Source organism: Pseudomonas sp. WOUb67 (assembly GCF_050058005.1).
Classification (GTDB): domain Bacteria; phylum Pseudomonadota; class Gammaproteobacteria; order Pseudomonadales; family Pseudomonadaceae; genus Aquipseudomonas; species Aquipseudomonas putida_R.
The window spans coordinates 5815423-5837568 of the sequence record NZ_CP170112.1; the positions used below are offsets into that span (position 1 = coordinate 5815423).

The window sequence follows — 22146 nt, forward strand, 5'->3', positions numbered from 1 at the left end:
CAAGCCAGCTCCCACAGGTACTGCACATGTCCTGGAATCAATGCGGTCGGGGTGGGAGCTGGCTTGCCGGCGATGGGCTGCAAAGCAGCCCCTAACCAGCTTGAGCGCGGATGCGGATCGCATCGTGCCGCCAATACTCCAGGTCACAGTCGATCAGGTGCCCATGCTGGTCGCTGTTGACCCGGGTAATGTGCAACCCCGGGCTGCCCACCGACACCTTCAAGGCCGCCGCTGCCTCCACCGGCAACGCCGTTGGCAGGATCTCGAAGCACACCTGCCCATACCGGATGCCGTACACCCGCCCGTAAATCTCGGTCAGCGACTGCGCCAGGTCCTGTTCGAGAATGTCCGGAAAGTACCGGGGATTCAGGTAATGCTCGGCATACAGCACCGCCCGCCCGTCAATCCGCCGTAACCGGCAGATACGCACCACACTGGACAACGCCGGCAACTGCAAGCGCGCACAGATGGCAGCCGAGGCCGGCTGCAGCCGTGCCGACAGCAGTTCGGTAGTGGCGACACGGCCCTGGTCACGCACCATGGCATGGAAGTGACTGCGCTCGATCAGGTCGTAGGTCAGCCGCTCGGGCGCGACGAACCAGCCGCGGCGCTCTTCGCGGTAGATCAGGCCTTGGGCTTCCAGCTGCGCCAGCGCCTCGCGCAGGGTGATGCGCGTGGTGTCGAACACCTCGCTAAGCTTGCGCTCCGCCGGCAGCTTGCCCCCGGGCGCCAGCAAGCCGTGCTCGATCTGCTCCTGCAGGGCATGGCAGATGGCTGTTACCGCACGCGGTGGCATCGGCTGCATCAAAGGTTACCTATCTGGACTAGTCCAGCCCCAGAACAGGGCACTTGGAGAATAGTGCAAGCCTAGGCAGGGCTGATGAACATCCTGTGACAAGGTTGCGCACAGGGCACTGCCAGAATCGGGCCAGCCCCGCAAAACCGGGGGTTAACCATGGTCTACGCTGTATTGCCAGGGGCCCCCAGCCACCTGCCAGGGCCCTTCCCTACATCAAATTGTCACGCAAGCGGCCTACCTTGGCTCAAGGTTTGCTGACCTAGACCAAAGGTTCCAGGCAACGGCTTCACTCGCCCACACCGAAATGATAACGATCGGCTAAAGGCACCCACCCAAGGAGCTACGGATGAAAAAGTTGTTCATGGCGTCACTGCTCGGTTCGGCCATCGCGTTCTGTACCTCGGCCATGGCCGAGGACCTCAAGGCCCTGGAAGATGCCGCCCGCAAGGAAGGCACCGTCAACAGCGTGGGCATGCCCGATGCCTGGGCCAACTGGAAAGGCACCTGGGAAGACCTGGCCAGCAAGTACGGCCTCAAGCACAGCGACACTGACATGAGCTCGGCCCAGGAAATTGCCAAGTTCGAAGCCGAGAAGGACAACGCCAGCGCCGACATCGGTGACGTGGGCGCCGCCTTCGGCCCAATCGCGTTGACCAAGGGCGTGAGCCAGCCGTACAAGCCAAGCACCTGGGACCAGGTGCCGGACTGGGCCAAGGACAAGGACGGCCACTGGGCGCTGGCCTATACCGGCACCATCGCCTTCATCATCAACAAGGACCTGGTCAAGGAAGAGCAACGGCCAAAAACCTGGCATGACCTGGAAAAAGGCAAGTACAAGGTCGCCATCGGTGACGTCGGCACTGCCGCCCAGGCCGCCAACGGGGTGCTGGCTGCCGCCATCGCCTACAAAGGCGACGAAAGCAACGTGGCGCCGGGCCTGGAGCTGTTCACCAAACTGGCCCAGCAGAAGCGCCTGTCGCTGGCCAACCCGACCATCCAGACCCTGGAAAAGGGCGAAGTGGAAGTCGGCGTGGTGTGGGACTTCAACGGCCTGAGCTACCGCGAGCAGATCGACCCCAAACGCTTTGAAGTGCTGATCCCGTCGGACGGTTCCATCACCTCGGGCTATACCACCATCATCAACAAGTACGCCAAGCATCCCAACGCGGCCAAACTGACCCGTGAATACATCTTCAGCGATGCCGGGCAGACCAACCTGGCCAAGGGCCACGCGCGGCCAATCCGTGCCGAGCACCTGAAGCTGCCGGCGGACGTGCAGGCCAAGTTGCTGCCCAACGAGCAGTACGGTGCAGCCCAGCCGATCAAGAATGCCGATGCCTGGGAAGCCACCTCGAAGAAACTGCCGCAGATGTGGCAGGAGCAAGTGATCATCGAGATGGAGTAAAGGGCTAGTTTCTCTAGTGCCTGGACGGGCCCTTTCGCGGGTAAACCCGCTCCCACAGGTACAGCACAGGTCCTGAGCCTTGTGCAGTCCTTGTGGGAGCGGGCGTGCCCGCGAAGAAGCCAACGCGGTTTATGACTGGAGCCACCATGCAACACAACGTCATCCTGGTCCTGCTCGACGGCCTCAACTACCAGGTCGCCCACCACGCCATGGGCCACCTGCATGCCTACGTCGAGGCCGACCGCGCCGCGCTGTACCGCGTGGAATGCGAGCTGCCGTCGCTGTCACGGCCGCTGTACGAGTGCATCCTCACCGGCGTGCCGCCCATCGACAGCGGCATCGTGCACAACAACGTCAACCGCCTGTCCAACCAGCGCAGCGTGTTCCACTACGCCCGCGAGGCCAACCTGGGCACCGCAGCGGCGGCTTATCACTGGATGAGCGAGCTGTACAACCGCTCGCCCTTCGACCCGCAGCGCGACCGCCACACCCACGCGCCGAAGCTGCCGATCCAGCACGGGCTGTTCTACTGGGACGACCGCTACCCCGATTCGCACCTGCTGGCCGATGGCGAATACCTGCGCCGCCGCCACGCCCCCAACTTCCTGCTGGTGCACCCGATGAGCATCGACGATGTCGGCCACCGCCACGGCCTGGACAGCAGCCAGTACCGCAACGCCGCCCGCAGTGTGGACATCCTGCTGGCCGACTACCTGCCCGGCTGGCTCGAAGAGGGCTATCAGGTGCTGGTCACCGCCGACCACGGCATGAACAACGACCGCTCGCACAACGGCCTGCTGGCCGAGGAACGCGAAGTGCCGCTGTTCGTGTTTGGCGACGCGTTCAGCCTGGACCCGGCGGCCAAGCCGCTGCAGACCGAGCTGTGCGGCACCATGTGCGAGCTGCTTGGCGCTACCCACGACAAGACCGTGTGCCGGGAGCTGCTGAAGTGACTACACCCAAGCGCAGCGGCGCCCGTGGCCGCTACCTGGCCCTGCTCTGCCTGCTGCCGTTTGCCGTGTTCTTTGTCGTTTTCCAGATCGCCCCGCTGGCCTGGGTAGCGATCAACAGCGTGCAATCGGAAGCCGGCTGGGGCGTCGAAAATTTCAGCAAGGTATTCAGCTCGAAGTTCTACCTGCAGGCCCTGCAACGCAGCCTGGAGATCAGCTTCTGGTCGAGCCTGTTCGGCATCGTCATCGCCACGTTGGGCGCCTATTCGCTGCGCCAGGTGGACTCGAAACTGCGCGACTTCGTCAGCGCCTTCGCCAACATGACCAGCAACTTTGCCGGGGTGCCGCTGGCCTTCGCCTTCATCATCCTGCTCGGTTTCAACGGCGCGCTGACGCTGCTGCTGAAGCAGATCGGCCTGCTGGAAGACTTCAGCATTTACTCCAAAAGCGGGCTGATCCTGGTGTACACCTACTTCCAGATCCCGCTGGGCGTGTTGCTGCTCTACCCCGCCTTCGACGCCCTGCGTGAAGACTGGCGCGAGTCGGCCGCGCTGCTCGGTGCCAACCACTGGCAATACTGGCGGCACATCGGCTTGCCGGTGCTGACCCCGGCATTGCTGGGCACCTTCGTCATCCTGCTGGCCAACGCCCTGGGCGCCTACGCCACCGTGTACGCGTTGACCACCGGCAATTTCAACGTACTGCCGATCCGCATCGCAGGCCTGGTGGCCGGCGACATCAGCCTCGACCCCAACCTGGCCAGCGCCCTGGCGATGGTGCTGGTGGGGCTGATGACGCTGGTCACGGTGGTGCACCAATGGTTGCTGAAGAGGAGCTACCATGCGCGCTGACACCCGTTCCGGCGGCTGGTACCACCGCATCGTGGTCTACCTGCTGTTCCTGATCCTGCTGCTGCCACTGGCCGGCACCCTGCTCTACTCGCTGGCCACCAGCTGGTCGGCCAGCCTGCTGCCCAGCGGCCTGACCCTGAAATGGTACGTGGCGCTGTGGAGCGAGCCGCGCTTCCTGGCCGCCTTCGGCCAGTCGCTACTGGTGTGCATGGGCGCACTGCTGCTTTCGGTGGTGCTGATCTTGCCGCTGCTGTTCGTGGTGCACTACCACTTCCCGCGGCTCGACGCCCTGATGAACATCCTCATCCTGCTGCCGTTCGCGGTACCGCCGGTGGTGTCGTCGGTGGGGCTGCTGCAGCTGTATGGCAGCGGGCCGATGGCCATGGTCGGCACGCCCTGGATCCTGATCGGCTGCTACTTCACCATCGCCCTGCCGTTCATGTACCGGGCCATTACCAACAACCTGCAGGCGATCAACCTGCGCGACCTGATGGACGCCGCCCAGCTGCTTGGCGCCAGCACATGGCAGGCCGCGCTGCTGGTGGTGCTGCCAAACCTGCGCAAGGGCCTGATGGTGGCACTGCTGCTGTCGTTCTCGTTCCTGTTCGGCGAGTTCGTGTTCGCCAACCTGCTGGTCGGCACCCGCTACGAGACCCTGCAGGTGTACCTGAACAACATGCGCAACAGCAGCGGCCACTTCAACAGCGCGCTGGTGATCTCGTACTTCGCCTTTGTGCTGGTACTGACCTGGGTCGCCAACCGCCTGAACAAGGACAAGACCTGACATGAGCTTCGTCAGCGTACAGAAACTGCAGAAAAGCTACGCCGGCAGCCCGGTGTTCGAGAACATCGACTGCCACATCGAACGCGGCGAGTTCGTTACCCTGCTAGGCCCGTCCGGCTGCGGCAAGTCCACCCTGCTGCGCTGCATCGCCGGGCTGACCCCGGTGGACAGCGGGCAAATCCTCCTCGACGGCCACGACATCGTGCCGCTGAGCCCGCAAAAGCGTGGCATCGGCATGGTCTTCCAGAGCTACGCGCTGTTCCCCAACATGACCGTGGAACAGAACGTGGCCTTTGGCCTGCGCATGCAGAAGGTCAAGGCCGACGAAAGCCAGGCCCGCGTACGCGAGGTGCTGGCGCTGGTGGAGCTGGGCAACTTTGCCGGGCGCTACCCGCACCAGTTGTCTGGCGGCCAGTGCCAGCGCGTGGCCCTGGCCCGCTCGCTGGTCACCCGCCCGCGCCTGCTGCTGCTCGACGAGCCGCTGTCGGCACTGGATGCGCGTATTCGCAAACACCTGCGCGAGCAGATTCGTGCCATCCAGCGTGAACTGGGGCTGACCACCATTTTTGTCACCCACGACCAGGAAGAAGCGCTGACGCTGTCTGACCGCATCTTCCTGATGAACCAGGGGCGTATCGTCCAGAGCGGCGATGCCGAAACCCTCTACACAGCGCCTGTGGACCTGTTTGCCGCCGGCTTTATCGGCAACTACAACCTGCTCGACGCCGACAGCGCCAGCCGCCTGCTGCAACGCCCGGTCACCAGCCGCCTGGCGATCCGCCCGGAGTCGATCACCCTGGGCGTGAATGGCGAACTGGACGCAGAAGTCCGCAGCCACAGCCTGTTGGGCAATGTGATTCGCTACCGCGTGAACGTGCGCGAGGTGGAGTTGGTGGTCGACGTGCTCAACCGCTCGCCTGCCGACCTGCACGCGGACGGAAAACGGGTTAGCTTGTCGATCGACCCGACAGCGCTGCGGGAAGTGGCTTAAGGAGATTCAACACAATGGCACTGGCAATTTTCGATCTGGACGAAACCCTGATCCACGGGGACTGTGCGTCGCTGTGGAGCGAGCAGATGGCCCGGCTGGGCTGGGTCGACGGCAAGGACTTCCTGCGCCGCGACCGTGAGCTGATGGAAGCCTACGGCAAGGGCCACCTGCAGATGGAGGACTACATGGCCTTCAGCCTGGAGCCGATGGCCGGGCGTACCCTGGAAGAGGTGGAGCATCTGGTTGAGCCGTGGGTCGAGGACGTGATCGAGCCGATCATCTACGGCGACGCCTGCCGCTGCATTGCCGAGCACCGCAAGCGCGGGAACCGCATTCTGATCATTTCCGCTTCGGGGACGCACCTGGTCGGGCCGATTGCGGCGCGCCTGGGGGTGGATGAGTACCTGGCGATCGAGCTGGAGGCGGTGAACGGGGTGTATACGGGCAAGACCCACGGGGTACTGACCTACCGCGAAGGCAAGATCACCCGGCTGCTGGAGTGGCTGGATCAGGAGCAGGAGAACCTGGAGGGCGCGAGTTTCTATTCCGATTCACGCAACGACCTGCCGCTGTTGCTGAAGGTGGATCACCCGCATGTGGTGAACCCGGATGCGGTGTTGCGCGAGCATGCCCAGACCAATGGCTGGCCGATCCTGAGCTGGACCTGAAGATTTGGGTGGGCCTATTCGCGGGCTCGCCCGCTCCCACAGGGATCGCACAAATTTCGAATCTGTGGTGATCCTGTGGGAGCGGGTTTACCCGCGAAAGGGCCAGGCCTGCTTATGCCAGGCTCGGATCTATGACCATCACCAGCTTGCCCGACACCTGGTTGCTCTCAAGCGCGGCATACGCCGCCTGGGCAAACGCCACCGGGTAGGTATCGACCAGTTGCGGCGACAAACGCCCTTCGGCGAACAGCGGCCACACCTGCTGTTGCAACTCACGCAGCAACTCGGCCTTGAAGCCGTCATCACGGTTGCGCAGCGTAGAGCCGGTAATCTCCAGGCGCTTGCCCAGCACCTGGGCCAGGTCCAGCTCAAACTTGCGCCCGCCCATCAGGCCGATGATCACCCAACGCCCGTCACGGGCCAGCAGCTTGAGGTTGAGCTCGCCGTAGCTGGCGCCCACCGGGTCGAGAATGACGTCGAACGGCCCGAAACCTTCCAGTGCCTCCAGGTTCTCGTTACGTACCACACCACCTGCAGCGCCCAGCGCTTCACAATAGGCCAGGCGGTCCGGTGAACCGACGCTGACCCACACCGGGCTGCCGAATGCCTTGCACAGCTGGATGGCGGCCGAGCCAACGCCACTGGCGCCAGCATGCACCAGCACCTTCTCGCCAGCCTTCACAGCACCGAGCTGGAAGATGTTCAGCCAGGCGGTGGCATACACCTCCGGCAACGCTGCCGCTTCATGCAGGCTGAGCCCTTCGGGTACCGGCAGTACATGGCGGGCATCGACCACCACTTCCTCGGCCATGGCGCCGCTGGCCAGCAGTGCGCACACCCGGTCGCCCACCCGCCAGTCGGCACCGGCGCCCACCTCCTCGACCACGCCGGCGCATTCAAGGCCCATGTACGGGCTGGCGCCTGGCGGTGGCGGGTACAAACCTTTCATCTGCAGCAGATCGGCGCGGTTCAGGCCCGCAGCAGCCACGCGAATGCGCACTTGGCCCGCGTCACAGGCCGGGCGTTCGGCCTCGACCCACTCCACATGTCCGTCAACGCCTTGCAATGCCTTCACAGTGCCTCCATAGTTGAATCATGACTGGGCCTGGGGAACGCACACCCCAGGCTTTTTGCAGTATTTGCCCGGTTCCATGGAACCGGCAACGGAAAAGACGGCCTACTATGCGTGATCAATTGCCTCCACGTCGAATCAGCATGAAGCATTTCCTCCCAAGCACCGCCCTCGCTGTAATGATCGGCCTGGGCAGCCTCACGCTCGGCGGCAATGCAGCGGCCGCCAACAAGTGGGACGGCCTGCAGCCGGACCGCGACGAGATCGTCGCCAGCCTCAACGTGGTGGAATTGCTCAAGCGCCACCACTACAGCAAGCCGCCGCTGGACGATGCCCGTTCGGTCATCATCTACGACAGCTACATCAAGCTGCTGGACCCGGCGCGCAGCTACTTCACCGCGGCCGACATTGCCGAATTCGACAAATGGAAAACGCAATTCGACGATTTCCTCAAGAGCGGTAATCTCGACCCGGGCTTCACCATCTACAAACGCTACCTGGACCGCGTCAAGCAACGCCTGGACTTCGCCCTGGCCGAGCTGAACAAAGGCGTGGACAAGATCGACTTCACCACCAAGGAAACCTTGCTGATCGACCGCAAGGACGCCCCGTGGATGAAGGACCAGGCCGAGCTCGACGACTTGTGGCGCAAACGCGTCAAGGACGAAGTGCTGCGCCAGAAGATCGCCGGCAAGGAACCCAAGCAGATCCAGGAAACCCTGACCAAGCGCTACAAGAACCAGCTGGCGCGCCTGGACCAGACCCGTGCCGAGGACATCTTCCAGGCCTACATCAACACCTTCGCCCAGTCCTACGACCCGCACACCAACTACCTGTCGCCGGACAACGCCGAAAACTTCGACATCAACATGAGCCTGTCGCTCGAAGGCATCGGCGCAGTGCTGCAAAGCGACAACGACCAGGTCAAGATCGTGCGCCTGGTGCCGGCTGGCCCTGCCGCCAAGACCAAGCAGGTAGCCCCGGCCGACAAGATCATCGGCGTGGCCCAGGGCAACAAGGAAATGGTCGACGTGGTGGGCTGGCGCCTGGACGAAGTGGTCAAGCTGATCCGTGGCCCGAAAGGCTCGGTGGTACGCCTGGAAGTGATCCCGGCCAGCAATGCGCCAAGCGACCAGACCAGCAAGATCGTGTCGATCACACGTGAAGCGGTGAAGCTTGAAGAGCAGGCGGCGAAAAAGTCGGTGCTCAAGCTCAAGCAGGACGGGCGTGACTACAAGCTGGGCATCATCGAGATCCCGGCCTTCTACCTCGACTTCAAGGCCTACCGCGCCGGTGACCCGGAATACAAGAGCACCACGCGTGACGTGAAGAAGCTGCTCACCGAACTGCAGAAAGAAAAAGTCGACGGCGTGGTCATCGACCTGCGCAACAACGGCGGCGGCTCGCTGCAGGAAGCCACCGAGCTCACCAGCCTGTTCATCGAGAAAGGCCCAACCGTACTGGTGCGCAACAGCGACGGCCGCGTCGACGTGCTGGAAGACGAAAACCCGGGGGCCTTCTACAAAGGCCCACTGGCGCTGCTGGTCAACCGCCTGTCGGCCTCGGCGTCGGAGATCTTCGCCGGCGCCATGCAGGACTACCACCGCGCCCTGATCATCGGCGGCCAGACCTTCGGCAAAGGCACCGTGCAGACCATCCAGCCGCTCAACCATGGCGAGCTGAAGCTGACCCTGGCCAAGTTCTACCGGGTTTCCGGGCAGAGCACCCAGCACCAGGGCGTACTGCCGGACATCGACTACCCGTCGATCATCGACACCAAGGAAATCGGCGAGAGCGCCCTGCCCGAGGCCATGCCGTGGGACACCATCCGCCCGGTAGTCAAGCCGGCGGCCGACCCGTTCAAGCCGTACCTGGCCCAGCTCAAGGCACAGCATGAAGCGCGCAGCGACAAGGATGCCGAGTTCACCTACATTCGCGACCGTCTGGCCCTGACGCAGAAGCTGATGACCGAAAAAACCGTCAGCCTCAACGAGCAGGATCGCCGTGCACGCCACGACGAAATCGAAGCCAAGCAGCTGGCGCTGGAAAACGTCCGCCGCAAGGCCAAGGGTGAAGAGCCGCTCAAGGAGCTGAAGAAAGAGGACGAGGACGCGTTGCCAGTCGAGGATGAGAACACCAAGCCGGAAGACGACGCCTACCTGTCCGAAACCGGTCGTATCCTGATCGACTACCTCAGCGCCAGCACCAAGGTGGCCAAGAAGTAAGGCACAACGGCAGTGATGGCAGAATAATGTGACCTGTCATCAAACAGTCATCGCGCTGTCGTGAAATACGGGGGCCGGGCATGCAGATGCCCGGCCCTTTCATTTTCAGGAATACGTCATGACCGTCGCCGAACAGCTCAGTGCCTTGAGTGCCATCCTGGCTCAACGCAGCATTCACAGTCTGTTCCAGCCGATCATGTGCCTGAGCGAGCAACGGGTTTTCGGCCATGAGGCGCTGAGCCGCGGGCCGTCCAACAGCCCGCTGCATGCACCGCTGAACCTGTTCAGCATCGCCCGCCAGGCCGGCCGCCTGACCGAGCTGGAAGCCGCCTGCCGGGAAAGTGCCTGCCGGCGCTTCAGCGAGCAGCAACTGCAGGGCAAGCTGTTTCTCAACATCTCGCCCGAATCGTTGCTGGAGCCGCACTACCCGTCCGGCCTTACCCTGAAGCTGCTGGAGCAGGTTGGCCTGCCGCCCAGCCAGGTGGTGATCGAGCTGACCGAGCACACCCCGACCGACGACTTCCAGCTGCTGTCAAATGCCCTGCACCACTACCGTGACATGGGCTTCTCGATTGCCCTCGACGACCTGGGGGCGGGTTATTCGAGCTTGCGCCTGTGGTCGGAGCTGCGCCCCGAATACGTGAAGATCGACCGCCACTTCATCGACGGCATCCACCGCGATCCGCTCAAGCGCGAGTTCGTTGGCTCGATCTTGCAGATTGCCCGGGCATCGAAGGCACAGGTGATTGCCGAAGGCATCGAGCTGGCGGAGGAGTTGGCGGTGTTGAGGGAGATGGGGGTGGACCTGGTGCAGGGCTACCTGTTGGGGCGGCCGCAGGAGCTGGGGGTGCGCGAGCTACCGGCGCTGATGAGCACACCAGCGGCCGAGCAACCGACAGTGCGGTTGAATGCCACGATCGGGCAGTTGCTGGAGCTGTTTGGCCGACACCAGCACCTGGATGAACTGGAGGTGGTTGATGCCGATGGCAGGCCTTGTGGTTTGATTCACAGGCATTCTTTGCCTGTTCTGGCCCTATCGCCGGCAAGCCAGCTCCCACAGGTACACCACAGACCTTGAGGCTTGCGCTGTATCTGTAGGAGCAGCCTTGTGCTGCGAAGAGGCCATTACTGCTACTGAAAGTATTTGCTCATACTGGCCTCTTCGCAGCACAAGGCTGCTCCTACAGGCCGGTGGTGGACCGGCGGGAGGGACCGCGCTGAGACTGACAATCAGGCTGTTTCGGGGTAGCTGTACTCGAACACCCGGACCACCTCGGAGGCATGCCACGACGCCGCCTCCATGCCATCGACCGGCCCGGCAAACCGCCCCAGCCGTTCGACACATTCGAAGAAGCCGGTACGCGGCAAGCGGCTGGCGCCCTGGCTGATCACCAGCGAGCTGCGCAACGGCTGCTCGGCACGGGCATCCAGCACCGCCAGGTACTCCAGCGCAGCGGTTAGCGTCTGCATGGCAGGGCTAGGCAGTTGCAAGCGCTCGATCAGCGCTCGGTAGGTCAGCAAGTGACGTTGACGACGGGCCAGGTCAAGCTCGCCCAGCAGGTTATCCCAGTGCTGACGGCTGATCCTGACCTGGCTCATGATGGCTCGCTCCAGCCAGCCACCCCCAGATGCCAGGCCAAGGCGCGGCGGATGGCAGCATCCGGCTGGCGCTCACCCGATTCGATCATGGCCAGATACGCCGGGCTCACCCCGACATTGCGCGCCAGTTGCTCAGGGGCGATGCCCTTGGCCTGGCGAATCTGCGCCACTTCGCCGAACGCCGGCAATGGCGCCACGGCAGCCTGGCCGGGCGCTTCGCTGACGACCGCCTCGGCAGGCGCTTGCCCCGCCGCCTTGAGCAGTGCCTGGTACTGCTCCCAGGGAACGACGGCGTACTCGGGTTGACCGTCCCGGCTAATTACCTGAATACCCATTACAAACCCCTTAAAAAAGGATTACAGCATGTAATCCGTAGGCATAACCCTTATGCCAATTATATTACCAACTCCGGGGTCTGTCCGGTTGAGTGCAGTTCAGGCTGTTTTCACGGCGTTTTGCGCTCCAGGCCCAGCGCTTGCGGGGTAGCCGGCAAGCGCTCGACCACGCGCAGCCGCTCGGGTGCCTGGCTGTCGCGCCAGGCCTTGAAGCGCGCCAGTTCGTCGGCCACGGTCTTCAGCACCCAGCCCAGCACCGCGATGTCATCGAGAAAACCCACGCCCAGCAACCAGTCGGGGATGGCATCGATGGGGCTGACGAAGTACAGCAGACCGGCCACGATGGTGACCAGGGCCTTGGGGCTGATGGCGCGGTATTCGCCACGCCACCACGCCAGGCACAGCGACTGCAGCAGTTTCACGTCCTCACGCAACTGGCCGATGCGCGGGCCTTTGCGGGCCACTGCAAACAGCAGGGCCGGCAGCCGACCACGGCTGAGCAGGCGCTCGGCCAAAGGCAGGAAACGGGCAAAATTCCAGGGTGCGCTCATGGAGCCTCCAGGCGGAACAGGTTATCCACATTTATTGTGGATAACCTTGTGAACAGGGTCGCGTTTCTGAGCCCAGGTGCCTGCCAGGCAAGGGCCACGGTCAGATCGGGCGTTTTTTACACAACCGTTTCAAGCCGCGGGTACCTGGCCGCAAACGATTTGCGCCAGAAACATCCTACATCTACTAGCTGCATTTCCTCGGACAGTATCAGGTGTTGCAGGTTCGTCCAATCGCCACAAACGAAAACGCCCCGTCAGGACGGGGCGTTTTGCAAGAACCAGCCAGTGTTACTTGGCAGGTGCTTCAGCAGGTGCTTCAGCTGGAGCCTCGGCTTCCGGCTCGCCGCCTTGCAACTGGGCCGGGTCCTTGATGGCGATCAGTTCCAGGTCGAACACCAGTACCGAGTTGGCTGGGATCAGCGGGCTTGGGCTTTGTGCGCCGTAGGCCAGTTCAGCCGGGATGAACAGCTTGTACTTCTCGCCAACGTGCATCAGTTGCAGGCCTTCGACCCAACCCGGGATCACACCGCTGACCGGCAGGTCGATCGGGCTGCCACGCTCGACAGAGCTGTCGAACACCTTGCCATCGGTCAGCTTGCCTTCGTAGTGGACAGTGACCACGTCGGTCGGCTTGGGCTGCGGGCCATCAGCCTTCTTGACCACTTCATACTGCAGGCCCGAGGCAGTGGTGACCACGCCTGGCTTCTTGGCGTTTTCTTCAAGGAACTTCTTGCCGGCGGAGGCGGCTTCTTCACTGGCCTTGGCCAGGCGCTCCTCGGCGCGTTTCTGCAGGGCGGTGAAAGCCTCTACCAGCTCTTCGTCCTTGATGCGTTGTTCTTTCTTGCCAACGGCGTCTTCGATGCCGAGGGCGACCGATTTCGAATCAAGGTCTTCCATGCCTTCCTGAGCCAGGCTCTTGCCCATGTTCAGGCCGATACCGTAGGAGGCTTTTTGCGCCGGAGTCTTCAGCTCGGGGCTGCTGGCCTGTTGATCACAGCCAGCCAGTACCAGGCCTACCAGGGCAACCGCAGCCGCCAAACGATGCTGTTTCATGCTATTTCCTTGTTCATGCGCCATAAGGGCAATCAGGGTAAAGCCGCGAGCTTAGCAGGCGGCCATGACCAATGGCTACCGGCATAGGAGCGGGTTTCGGTAAGGAAGTTCAGTAGTTAAACGCTAATTCATCCTGGGTTTGCAGCCACTGGCCAGTATTGACCGGTTGTGCCGTTTTTGCCCGGTTGTCCAGGCGATTTATTTCGCTGAACTCTGAAACGCCTGCACTCAGGGGTAGTTGCCCTCGCGGTACTCCCCTGCCACCTCGCGCAGCACCTCGCACACCCACTGCCCCGGCAGGCTTTGCGGCAAGGCGGCATTGCGGCAGATACCCACCGAGCCGCCCGGCTCGCGCACGCCCAGGTCGAGCTCGACCAGCTCGCCACGGCGCAGGTCGAGCAGCACCGCATCGCGCGGCGCCACCCACAGCGCATCGCTGCCAAGCAGGTAGCGCCGGCTCAGGGCCAGCGACAGGGTTTCCAGGCGCTGTGCCGGCATCTGGATGCCGCATTGCACAAACAGGCTGTCGGCATGCTGGCGGATGGTGGTGCCCGCCGGCGGCAACACCAACGGGTAACGCCCGACCAGGGCGCGATCCACCGGCGTGGCGGCCAGCAGCGGGTGGCCGGGGCGTACCACCAGGCTCATCGACTCGCTGTACAGGTGCTCGAACGAAAGGCCCTGGATCTGTGGGCTGTCGGTCATGCGCCCGACCACCAGTTCCAGCTCACCCAGGCGCAACTGGCCGAGCAACTGCGCGCTGACCCCGGTGGCCACACTGATGACCAGCGCTTCATGGCGCTGGTGCATACGGCACAGCACCTCGGGCATGAGCAGGCCCTCGACCGTCGACAGCACGCCAATACGCACCTGCGACGGCGCCCGTGCTTCGCCGCGCAAACTGCTGACGCCATCGCGCAGGGCTTGTACGCTGGGCCCGGCGTAGCGCATGAAGCGCGCCCCGGCCGGGGTCAGCTCGACACCCTGACGGCTGCGCGCGAACAGGCGCGCTTCCAGCAGGCCTTCGAGTTCCTTGAGGGTCTTGGAAATGGCCGGCTGGCTGATCGCGAGCGCGTCGGCAGCCCTGGCCAGACTGCCCTGCCGGGCAATCTCCAGGAAGCACAGCAGGTGGCGGTATTTGATGCGGGTATCGAGGTTCATGGCCTCAAGCTTACCGCATTGGGGCATGCAGATAACCTGTGCCGGCCTCTTCGCGGGTAAACCCGCTCCCACAGAGATCTCCACAGCCTTACAGGTCTGCGCAGTACCTGTGGGAGCGGGTTTACCCGCGAATAGGCCGGTGCAGGCGATATATGAGTATCAGGCAACAGCCAGTTCCACAGCCCCACCATTCAAGCGCACCGGCCACACCCGCAGGCGCTGCCCGGCATCTTCCAGGCACGCCCCGCTCTGCAAACTGAAATGCTGCTTGTACAACGGCGCCGCCACCACCAGTTCGCCCTGCACACTGCCCACCAGCCCGCGGCCGATGATGTTGGCACCGGAACGCGGGTCGCGGTTGTCCACCGCGTACAGTGGCTGAGCCTGCCCCGGCAGGTAGAACAGCGCCACCTGGGCCCCGTCGAGCCACACTACCACCCCAGAGTCGGCCACCAGGTCTTGCGCCTGGCACACCGCCTGCCAGTTCTCTTGGGTTTTCACAGCAGCATTGGACAGGTTCATCAGACAGCCTCCTCGACAGTTGGGATCAGGTGCAACGGCGCAGCAGGCCGGCGTTGTTCGCGTTCGCGCACGAAGTGCACGTCCGGGTCGGCACGCCGGTCATTGACGAAGGTGCGGAAGCGCTTGAGCTTCTCGGGATCGTTGAGGGCATTGGCCCATTCGCATTCATACTGGTCGACCACGTGCTGCATCTGCGCTTCCAGCTCGCTGGCCAGGCCCAGGCTGTCGTCGAGGATCACCTGCTTCAGGTAGTCCAGCCCGCCTTCCAGGTTTTCTCGCCACACCGAGGTGCGCTGCAGCTTGTCGGCCGTGCGGATGTAGAACATCAGCACGCGGTCGATCAGGCGTACCAGGGTTTCGTCGTCCAGGTCGGTGGCGAACAGCTCGGCATGCCGCGGGCGCATGCCGCCGTTGCCGCACACGTAGAGGTTCCAGCCCTTGTCGGTGGCGATCACGCCGATGTCCTTGCTCTGCGCCTCGGCGCATTCGCGGGTGCAGCCCGATACCGCGAACTTGAGTTTATGCGGGCTGCGCAGGCCCTTGTAGCGGTCTTCCAGGCGCAGGGCCATGCCGACGCTGTCCTGCACGCCGTAACGGCACCAGGTGCTGCCCACGCACGACTTCACCGTGCGGGTCGACTTGCCGTAGGCGTGGCCGGTTTCGAAGCCGGCCTCGATCAGCTCGCCCCAGATCAGCGGCAGCTCGTGCAGCTGGGCACCGAACAGGTCGATGCGCTGGCCGCCGGTGATCTTGGTGTACAGGTCGTACTTCTTGGCTACCTGGCCGATGACGATGAGCTTGTCGGGAGTGATTTCACCACCGGGGATACGCGGCACCACCGAGTAGGTGCCGTTTTTCTGCATGTTGGCCATGAAGGTGTCGTTGGTGTCCTGCAGCGGCACCAGCGCCGGGTCCATGATCGGCTGGTTCCAGCACGAGGCGAGGATGTTGCCCACCGCCGGTTTGCAGATGTCACAGCCAACGTGGCCCTTGCCGTGGCGCTCGAGCAGCTCGCTGTAGGTACGGATGCCCTCCACCCGCACCAGCCCGTAGAGTTCCTGGCGGGTGTAGGCGAAGTGCTCGCACAGGCTCTTGTCCACCGCCACGCCGCGGGCCGTCAGTTCGTGCTCGAACACCTGCTTGAGCAAGGCCGCGCAACCGCCGCAGCCGCTGGCGGCCTTGGTGCAGCCCTTGACCGCAGCAAGGTCGCTGCAACCGCTGTCGATGGCGGCGCACACCGCAGCTTTGCTGACGTTGTGGCACGAGCAGATGGTCGCGCTGTCGGGCAACGCATCGGCGCCCAGGGCCGGTGCACCACCGCCTTGCGGGAGGATCAGCGCTGCGGGGTCGGCTGGCAGGGCGATGCCGTTCTGGGCGTATTGCAGCAGGGTGTCGTAATAGCTGTTGTCGCCGACCAGCACCGCGCCGAGCACGTGCTTGCCGCTGGCGTCCACCACCAGCCGGCGGTAGGCGCTGTTGGCTTCGTCGATGAAGCGATAGCTGCGTGAACCAGGGGTGGCGCCGTGGGCATCGCCAATCGAGCCGACATCCACACCCAGCAGCTTGAGCTTGGTCGACATGTCGGCGCCGGTGAACGCGACCGCCGCTTCCCCCATCAGCAACGCTGCCAGGTTGCGCGCCATGTTGTAGCCCGGAGCGACCAGGCCGAACACGCTACCGTTCCACGAAGCGCACTCGCCGATGGCAAAGATGCGCGGGTCGCTACTGCGGCAGTGGTTGTCGATCACCACGCCACCGCGGGCGGCGATGTCCAGGCCACAGCCACGGCCCAGGGCATCCTGCGGGCGGATACCGGCGGAGAACACGATCAGGTCGGTTTCCAGGTGCTCGCCACCGTCGAAGTTCATGCGGTAGCGGTAGGCTTCACCGGCACTGATCGACTGGGTGGCGCGCGACAGGTGCACGCCCACACCAAGCGCTTCGATCTGCGCCTTGAGCGCGGCACCGCCCTCGCCGTCGAGCTGAACCGGCATCAGCCGTGGGGCGAATTCCACCACGTGGGCTTCCAGGCCCAGCGACTTGAGGGCGTTGGCAGCCTCCAGGCCGAGCAGGCCACCCCCGACCACCACGCCACGGCGGGCACCGGCGGCGGCAGCGCGAATGCCATCGAGGTCATCGAGGGTGCGGTAGACCAGGCGGGCATTGCCGCTGGAGCCTTCCATCGGCGGCACGAAGGGGTAGGAGCCGGTGGCCAGGACCAGTTGGTCGTAGCCGTAGCGCCCCTCGGCGGTGACTACTTCGCAGCGCTCACGGTCGATTTCCAGCACGGCCTCACCCAGGTGCAGGTGCACGCCGCTGGCGTTGTAGAAATCGTGCTCGCACAGGGCCAGCGTCTCGGCACAGCTGCCGCCGAAGTATTCGGACAGGTGCACGCGGTCGTAGGCGCGCTGGCGCTCTTCGCCGAACACCCGCACTTCGAAGCGCTGCAGGGCGCCGCGGCTGACCAGTTGTTCGACGCAATGGTGGCCGACCATGCCGTTGCCGACGATGACCAGTCGCTCTCGTTGCCCGCTGCTCGCTGTTGCCTTCATAAGCCGATCCTCGATCAAAAAAAAAGCGCCTGGAGCCGAAGCTCCAGGCGCCTTTGCCTGTATTCATCACGGTGTGCCCCCGGGTTGATCGCCGTTGATCAGTGGGGCTTGTTGTAGCGGAGATAAAGCAGGGACTGTGCCAATTGCTTTACCTGTACCGGCCTCTTCGCAGCACAAGGCTGCTCCTACAGGTATCGCGTGCTCCTGTAGGAGCAGCCTTGTGCTGCGAAGAGGCCCCACAGGTGATCAAAATGCACAACCGGGGTGCACATCAGCCCATCCCGGTGCACTCAGTACACATCCCGCCGATAGCGCTTGGCCTTGCTCAAACCTTCCACATAGGCAGCCGCCTGCGCCGCATCCATCCCGCCATGTTCAGCCACGACCGCGCGCAACGCCGCATCCACATCCTTGGCCATGCGTTGCGCATCCCCACACACATAGAAATACGCCCCCGCCTCCAGCCACTGCCACAGCTGCGCACCCTGCTCCAGCATGCGCTGCTGCACATAGATCTTCTGCGCCTGGTCCCGCGAAAACGCCGTGTCCAGCCGCAAATGCCCTGCTGTTTCCCAGGCCTGCAACTGTTCCCGGTAATAGAAATCGGTCGCCGCGTACTGCTCGCCAAAGAACAGCCAGTTACCCCCCTTTGCCCCCCGCGCCTCCCGCTCTTCGAGAAACGCCCGGAACGGCGCAATGCCGGTACCCGGGCCGACCATGATCACCGGCACGCTGTCGTCCTCGGGCAGCCGGAAGTGCTTCGACACCTGCGGGAAGATTGCCACCTTCAGCGCCTGCGCGCGGTCGGCGAGGAAGGCCGAGCACACGCCCTTGCGCTCGCCATAACGCACGGTGGAAACGGTCAGGTGGACCTGGCCCGGATGCGCCAACGGGCTGGAACTGATCGAGTACAGACGCGGCTGCAAGGGCTTGAGCAGGTCAAGCCAGCTGGCCAGTGGTAGCTGCTGCGGAAAGGCGCGCAGCACATCGACCAGTTGCCGGCCCCACAGCCAGTCCTGCAGTTCAACCTTGCACTCAGGCTGCAGCAGACGTTGCAAGTCCGGGGCGCTGCCAGCGAATGCTTGCAGTTGCTGCGGGGTGACCTTGGCGATCTCCAGGTGCGCGTGCAGGGCTTCGGCCAATGGCATGGCAGGCTGGCCCTTCAACTCGACCATGGCCTGGCCATCGAGCTGCGCCAGCGTCAGCAGCTCATCGACCAGCGCCGGGCAATTGCGCGGCCACACGCCCAAGGCATCACCGGCGGCATAGCTGAAGCCGCTACCGCTCAGGTCGAACACCAGTTGCCGGGTTTCCTTACTGGCACCGGGGCCGTTGAGCAGGTGGTTTTCCAGCAAGGTGGCGGCCCAGGGTTGTTGTTTGCTGTAGGCCGCCATGGGAGCAGGTTCACTCGCCAGAGGTGGCGCAGCGGCACTGCCCAGCGAGGGCAGCAACGCGTCGAGCCAGCCTGCGAACGCTTCGTCAAAGTCTGGCTCGCAGTCCACCCGTTGCAACAGGCGCCGGCCACCCAGCTCGGCCAGGCGCTGGTCGAGCTTGCGGCCAAAGCCGCAGAACTGGTCGTAACTGGAGTCACCCAGGGCCAGCACGGCATAGGGGAGCTCGGCGCAGCAGGCACCCTCCTCGCCCTGCAAGGCCTGCCAGAACGCCGCCGCGCTGTCGGGCGCGTCGCCATCGCCGAAGGTGCTGGCGATCAATACCACGCTGGCAGCGCCCTGCAGTTGGCTCGGGCTGACCGCCTCCATGCAACTGAGCTGCACCTCCAGGCCGGCACCGCGCAGGCGTTCGGCACAGCGCTCGGCCAGCTGCTCGCCGTTGCCGGTCTGCGAGGCCCACAGCACCTGATGCCGTGGCGCTGCCAACGCCGCAACGGGCAGTGCCGCAGGCTGGGCGAACAGCCCGGCCAGCAAGCCGTCGATAAACAGCCGGCGGTTGGCCGCCAGTGGCGCACTGGCCGGCAGGCTGGGCACGCCCTCGGCGCGGGCCTGGTCCAGGCCCAGCACGAAGCCTTGCAGGTAATGGCGCTCTTCTTCTGCCAGCACCGGGGCTGGCAGCGTGTCCAGGCCAAGCAGACGGGACAGGGTGGCAGTGGGCATGCGGGCTGGCTCCGGAATGGCGGTGTTCAGGTCAAGGGCGTCGATACGCTCGCCCGCGACCCGTTGCAGGGCCACGGCGCAGTGTTTGAAAGCGGGCTGCAGCGACAGCGGGTCGACCGCATCGCAGGTAACGGCATTGATTGCCAGCTGCTCGCCGGCCAGGTCGTTCCAGTGGAACGGCGCAAAGCAGTTGCCTGGCATGACCCGGTCGCTGATGCGCGCTGGCAGCACGGCTTGACCGCGCCGTGAGCGGATGGCCACCTGGTCTTTTTCGGCGATGCCCAGGCGTGCGGCGTCGTCCGGGTGGACCTCGACGAAGGGGCCAGGCTCCAGCTTGTTCAGCGCCGGCACCTTGCCGGTCTTGGTCAGGGTGTGCCACTGGTGCTGCACGCGGCCGGTGTTCAGCACCATGGGGTAGTCGTCATCCGGCAACTCGGGCGCCGGCAGCCAGGGCCGGGCGAAGAAGCGGGCCTTGCCGCTGGCGGTGGGGAAAGCCAGCGCCGGGCAGTCCCCCTGGGCATCGTGCAGCAGCGTCTGGCTGCTGCCGTCATTCAGGTAGCGCAAAGGGCTGCGGTTGCTGTCACGGCCTGGCGCACAAGGCCACTGGTGCGGCTGCTGGCGCAACTCGGGGTAACCGATGCCGCGCAGGTCGTAGCCGGTTGCGGGGTTATGGAAGCGGCGGATTTCTTCATACACCGCTTCGGCATCGGGGTAGTCGAAGGCTTCGCCGTAGCCCATGGCGCAGGCCACCCGGGCGATGATCTGCCAGTCAGGCAGGCTCTGCCCTGGCGGCTCGACCGCGCGCGGCATCAAGGTGAGGTTACGTTCGCTGTTGATCATCACGCCCTCACCTTCGGCCCACAGCGCGGCCGGCAGCAGGATGTCGGCGTAGCGGTTGGTTTCAGTGTCGAGGAAGGCATCCTGGGTAATCACCAACTCGGCCTGGCGCAGGCCATCGATCACCTGCTGGCGGTTGGCGACGCTGGCTACCGGGTTGCTGCAGATGATCCAGCAGGCTTTCACTTCACCCGCTTTCATCTGCTCGAACAGCGCCACCGTACCCTCGCCGCCTTCGCTGCGCAGGCTGCCGGGTGGCAGTTGCCACTGCTGCTCGACAAACGCACGGTCGCCTTGCACCAGCGCCGAACGTTGGCCTGGCAGGCCTGGGCCCATGTAGCCCATCTCACGGCCGCCCATGGCATTGGGCTGGCCGGTCAGCGAGAACGGCCCGCTACCGGGGCGGCAGATGGCGCCCGTGGCCAGGTGCAGGTTGCAGATGGCGTTGCTGTGCCAGGTACCGTGGATGCTCTGGTTCAGGCCCATGGTCCAGCAGCTCATCCAGTTCTTGGCGCTGCCGATCCATTCGGCGGCCTTGATGATGTCGGCCTCGGCCAGCCCGGTGATGGCGGCCACGCGCTCGGGGGTGTAGTCATCGAGGAAGGCTGGCAGTGCGTCCCAGCCTTCGGTGTGGCGGGCGATGAAGTCGGGGTTGGTGTGGCCATTGCGGTGTAGCAGATGCAACAGGCCATTGAGCAGGGCCATGTCACTGCCGGGGCGCACCTGCAGGAACAGGTCGGCCTTGTCGGCGGTGGCGCTGCGCCGTGGGTCGACGACGATCAGCCTGGCGCCGGCCTTGACCCGGTCAAGCAGGCGCAGGAACAGGATCGGGTGGCAGTCGGCCATGTTGGCGCCGATCACCAGGAACACGTCGGCGTGCTCGAAGTCCTGGTAGCTGCCAGGCGGGCCGTCAGCGCCGAGCGACAGCTTGTAGCCGCTGCCGGCGCTGGCCATGCACAGGCGCGAGTTGGACTCAATATGGCGAGTGCGGATAAAGCCTTTGGCCAGCTTGTTGGCCAGGTACTGAGCCTCCAGCGACATCTGCCCCGACACGTACAGCGCCACGGCGTCGGGGCCGTGCTGGTCGATGATGCCGCGCAGGCGTTTGCCGGCCTCGGCGATGGCCTGGTCCATGCCGCTGCGCGCCGGTTGCTGGTTGCGCTGCTGGCGCACATAGGCGTCTTCCAGGCGGCCGGCGGCGGTCAGCGGCACGTGCGCAGTGAGGCCTTTGGTGCACAGCCGGCCGAAGTTGCTGGGGTGCTGCTTGTCGCCGCTGACCTTGACGACCTTGCCATCGGCAACGCTCATGACGATGCCGCAGCCAACGCCACAGTAAGGGCACACGCTGCGTACTTCGCTGTTGGCCATGGGCGGGCTCCTGTGGAAAACGCAAAAAGGCGCCGGCTGCCCCGGCTTGCTGAGCAAGCGGGGCAACACGGCGCCTTTGTCGTGAAGTGGTGAGGGCTGTCGACGTTGATAGCCCGGTGTTGAGGAGAATCAGCAATTAATGGGCCAGCTGCACCGGCCCTTTCGCGGGTAAACCCGCTCCCACAGGGATATCACCGCCCTCAGGTCCTGCGATAACCCTGTGGGAGCGGGTTTACCCGCGAAGAGGCCGGCACAGGCGACGCACCATGCGGTGGCAACCTCCCGCCCCCTGGCGCTATGCTGGGGCAAATT

18 protein-coding genes are annotated in these 22146 nt (G+C 64.3%); 8 read left to right on the forward strand and 10 right to left on the reverse strand.

What is annotated here, in order from left to right:
* Positions 1 to 91: 91 nt before the first annotated feature.
* Positions 92 to 805, reverse strand: a complete 714-nt coding sequence (locus tag ABOC32_RS25670) for a UTRA domain-containing protein (RefSeq protein ID WP_426809363.1) — start codon at positions 803 to 805, stop codon at positions 92 to 94.
* Positions 806 to 1145: 340 nt separating this feature from the next.
* Between ABOC32_RS25670 and ABOC32_RS25675 the strand changes: the two genes are divergently transcribed.
* The 6 genes from ABOC32_RS25675 (at position 1146) to ABOC32_RS25700 (ending at position 6448) form a co-directional block, all read left to right on the forward strand.
* On the forward strand, positions 1146 to 2204 hold the full coding sequence (locus tag ABOC32_RS25675; RefSeq protein ID WP_426809364.1) for an ABC transporter substrate-binding protein: 1059 nt from the start codon (positions 1146 to 1148) through the stop codon (positions 2202 to 2204).
* Positions 2205 to 2350: 146 nt separating this feature from the next.
* Positions 2351 to 3157 (forward strand): alkaline phosphatase family protein, encoded by an 807-nt coding sequence (locus ABOC32_RS25680; RefSeq protein WP_234229171.1) that lies wholly within the window; start codon positions 2351 to 2353, stop codon positions 3155 to 3157.
* On the forward strand, positions 3154 to 4005 hold the full coding sequence (locus tag ABOC32_RS25685; RefSeq protein ID WP_426809365.1) for an ABC transporter permease: 852 nt from the start codon (positions 3154 to 3156) through the stop codon (positions 4003 to 4005). Before ABOC32_RS25680 ends, ABOC32_RS25685 begins: the two co-directional genes overlap by 4 nt.
* On the forward strand, positions 3995 to 4789 hold the full coding sequence (locus ABOC32_RS25690) for an ABC transporter permease (protein ID WP_059395324.1): 795 nt from the start codon (positions 3995 to 3997) through the stop codon (positions 4787 to 4789). The genes ABOC32_RS25685 and ABOC32_RS25690 overlap by 11 nt, the downstream gene beginning before the upstream one ends.
* Before the next feature lies 1 nt (position 4790).
* Positions 4791 to 5780, forward strand: coding sequence for an ABC transporter ATP-binding protein (locus ABOC32_RS25695; RefSeq protein ID WP_132844496.1), 990 nt, complete (start codon positions 4791 to 4793; stop codon positions 5778 to 5780).
* A 14-nt stretch (positions 5781 to 5794) separates the two neighbouring features.
* The gene (locus ABOC32_RS25700; RefSeq protein ID WP_426809366.1) at positions 5795 to 6448 is read left to right on the forward strand and encodes an HAD family hydrolase; all 654 of its coding nucleotides are present in this window, start codon (positions 5795 to 5797) and stop codon (positions 6446 to 6448) included.
* Positions 6449 to 6560: 112 nt separating this feature from the next.
* Here ABOC32_RS25700 and ABOC32_RS25705 read toward each other — a convergent pair whose 3' ends face one another.
* On the reverse strand, positions 6561 to 7523 hold the full coding sequence (locus ABOC32_RS25705; RefSeq protein WP_426809367.1) for an NAD(P)H-quinone oxidoreductase: 963 nt from the start codon (positions 7521 to 7523) through the stop codon (positions 6561 to 6563).
* 140 nt (positions 7524 to 7663) lie between these two features.
* Here ABOC32_RS25705 and ABOC32_RS25710 point away from each other — a divergent pair, with 140 nt between their 5' ends.
* Complete coding sequence (locus ABOC32_RS25710) at positions 7664 to 9745, forward strand: carboxy terminal-processing peptidase (RefSeq protein WP_426809368.1); 2082 nt, start codon at positions 7664 to 7666, stop codon at positions 9743 to 9745.
* Positions 9746 to 9863: 118 nt separating this feature from the next.
* Positions 9864 to 10823: an EAL domain-containing protein gene (locus ABOC32_RS25715; RefSeq protein ID WP_426809369.1), complete on the forward strand. Its 960-nt coding sequence runs from the start codon at positions 9864 to 9866 to the stop codon at positions 10821 to 10823.
* A gap of 152 nt (positions 10824 to 10975) precedes the next feature.
* Here ABOC32_RS25715 and ABOC32_RS25720 read toward each other — a convergent pair whose 3' ends face one another.
* From ABOC32_RS25720 to ABOC32_RS25755, 8 genes are all read right to left on the reverse strand, one after another.
* Positions 10976 to 11344, reverse strand: a complete 369-nt coding sequence (locus tag ABOC32_RS25720; RefSeq protein WP_016501064.1) for a hypothetical protein — start codon at positions 11342 to 11344, stop codon at positions 10976 to 10978.
* On the reverse strand, positions 11341 to 11679 hold the full coding sequence (locus tag ABOC32_RS25725) for a helix-turn-helix domain-containing protein (protein ID WP_426809370.1): 339 nt from the start codon (positions 11677 to 11679) through the stop codon (positions 11341 to 11343). The genes ABOC32_RS25720 and ABOC32_RS25725 overlap by 4 nt, the downstream gene beginning before the upstream one ends.
* Positions 11680 to 11789: 110 nt before the next feature.
* Entirely contained in the window at positions 11790 to 12230 is a 441-nt protein-coding gene (locus ABOC32_RS25730) for a YkvA family protein (protein ID WP_426809371.1), read from the reverse strand.
* A 288-nt stretch (positions 12231 to 12518) separates the two neighbouring features.
* Positions 12519 to 13283: an FKBP-type peptidyl-prolyl cis-trans isomerase gene (locus ABOC32_RS25735; protein WP_234229165.1), complete on the reverse strand. Its 765-nt coding sequence runs from the start codon at positions 13281 to 13283 to the stop codon at positions 12519 to 12521.
* 228 nt (positions 13284 to 13511) lie between these two features.
* On the reverse strand, positions 13512 to 14444 hold the full coding sequence (pcaQ, locus tag ABOC32_RS25740) for a pca operon transcription factor PcaQ (protein ID WP_426811662.1): 933 nt from the start codon (positions 14442 to 14444) through the stop codon (positions 13512 to 13514).
* Between the two features lie 159 nt (positions 14445 to 14603).
* Complete coding sequence (gene nirD / locus ABOC32_RS25745; protein WP_426809372.1) at positions 14604 to 14966, reverse strand: nitrite reductase small subunit NirD; 363 nt, start codon at positions 14964 to 14966, stop codon at positions 14604 to 14606.
* Positions 14966 to 17518 (reverse strand): nitrite reductase large subunit NirB, encoded by a 2553-nt coding sequence (gene nirB / locus ABOC32_RS25750; RefSeq protein WP_426809373.1) that lies wholly within the window; start codon positions 17516 to 17518, stop codon positions 14966 to 14968. The genes nirD and nirB overlap by 1 nt, the downstream gene beginning before the upstream one ends.
* A 290-nt stretch (positions 17519 to 17808) precedes the next feature.
* Positions 17809 to 21834 carry a molybdopterin-dependent oxidoreductase gene (locus ABOC32_RS25755; RefSeq protein ID WP_426809374.1) on the reverse strand — a complete coding sequence of 1342 codons (4026 nt, stop codon included), beginning with the start codon at positions 21832 to 21834 and terminating at the stop codon, positions 17809 to 17811.
* Positions 21835 to 22146: the final 312 nt, after the last annotated feature.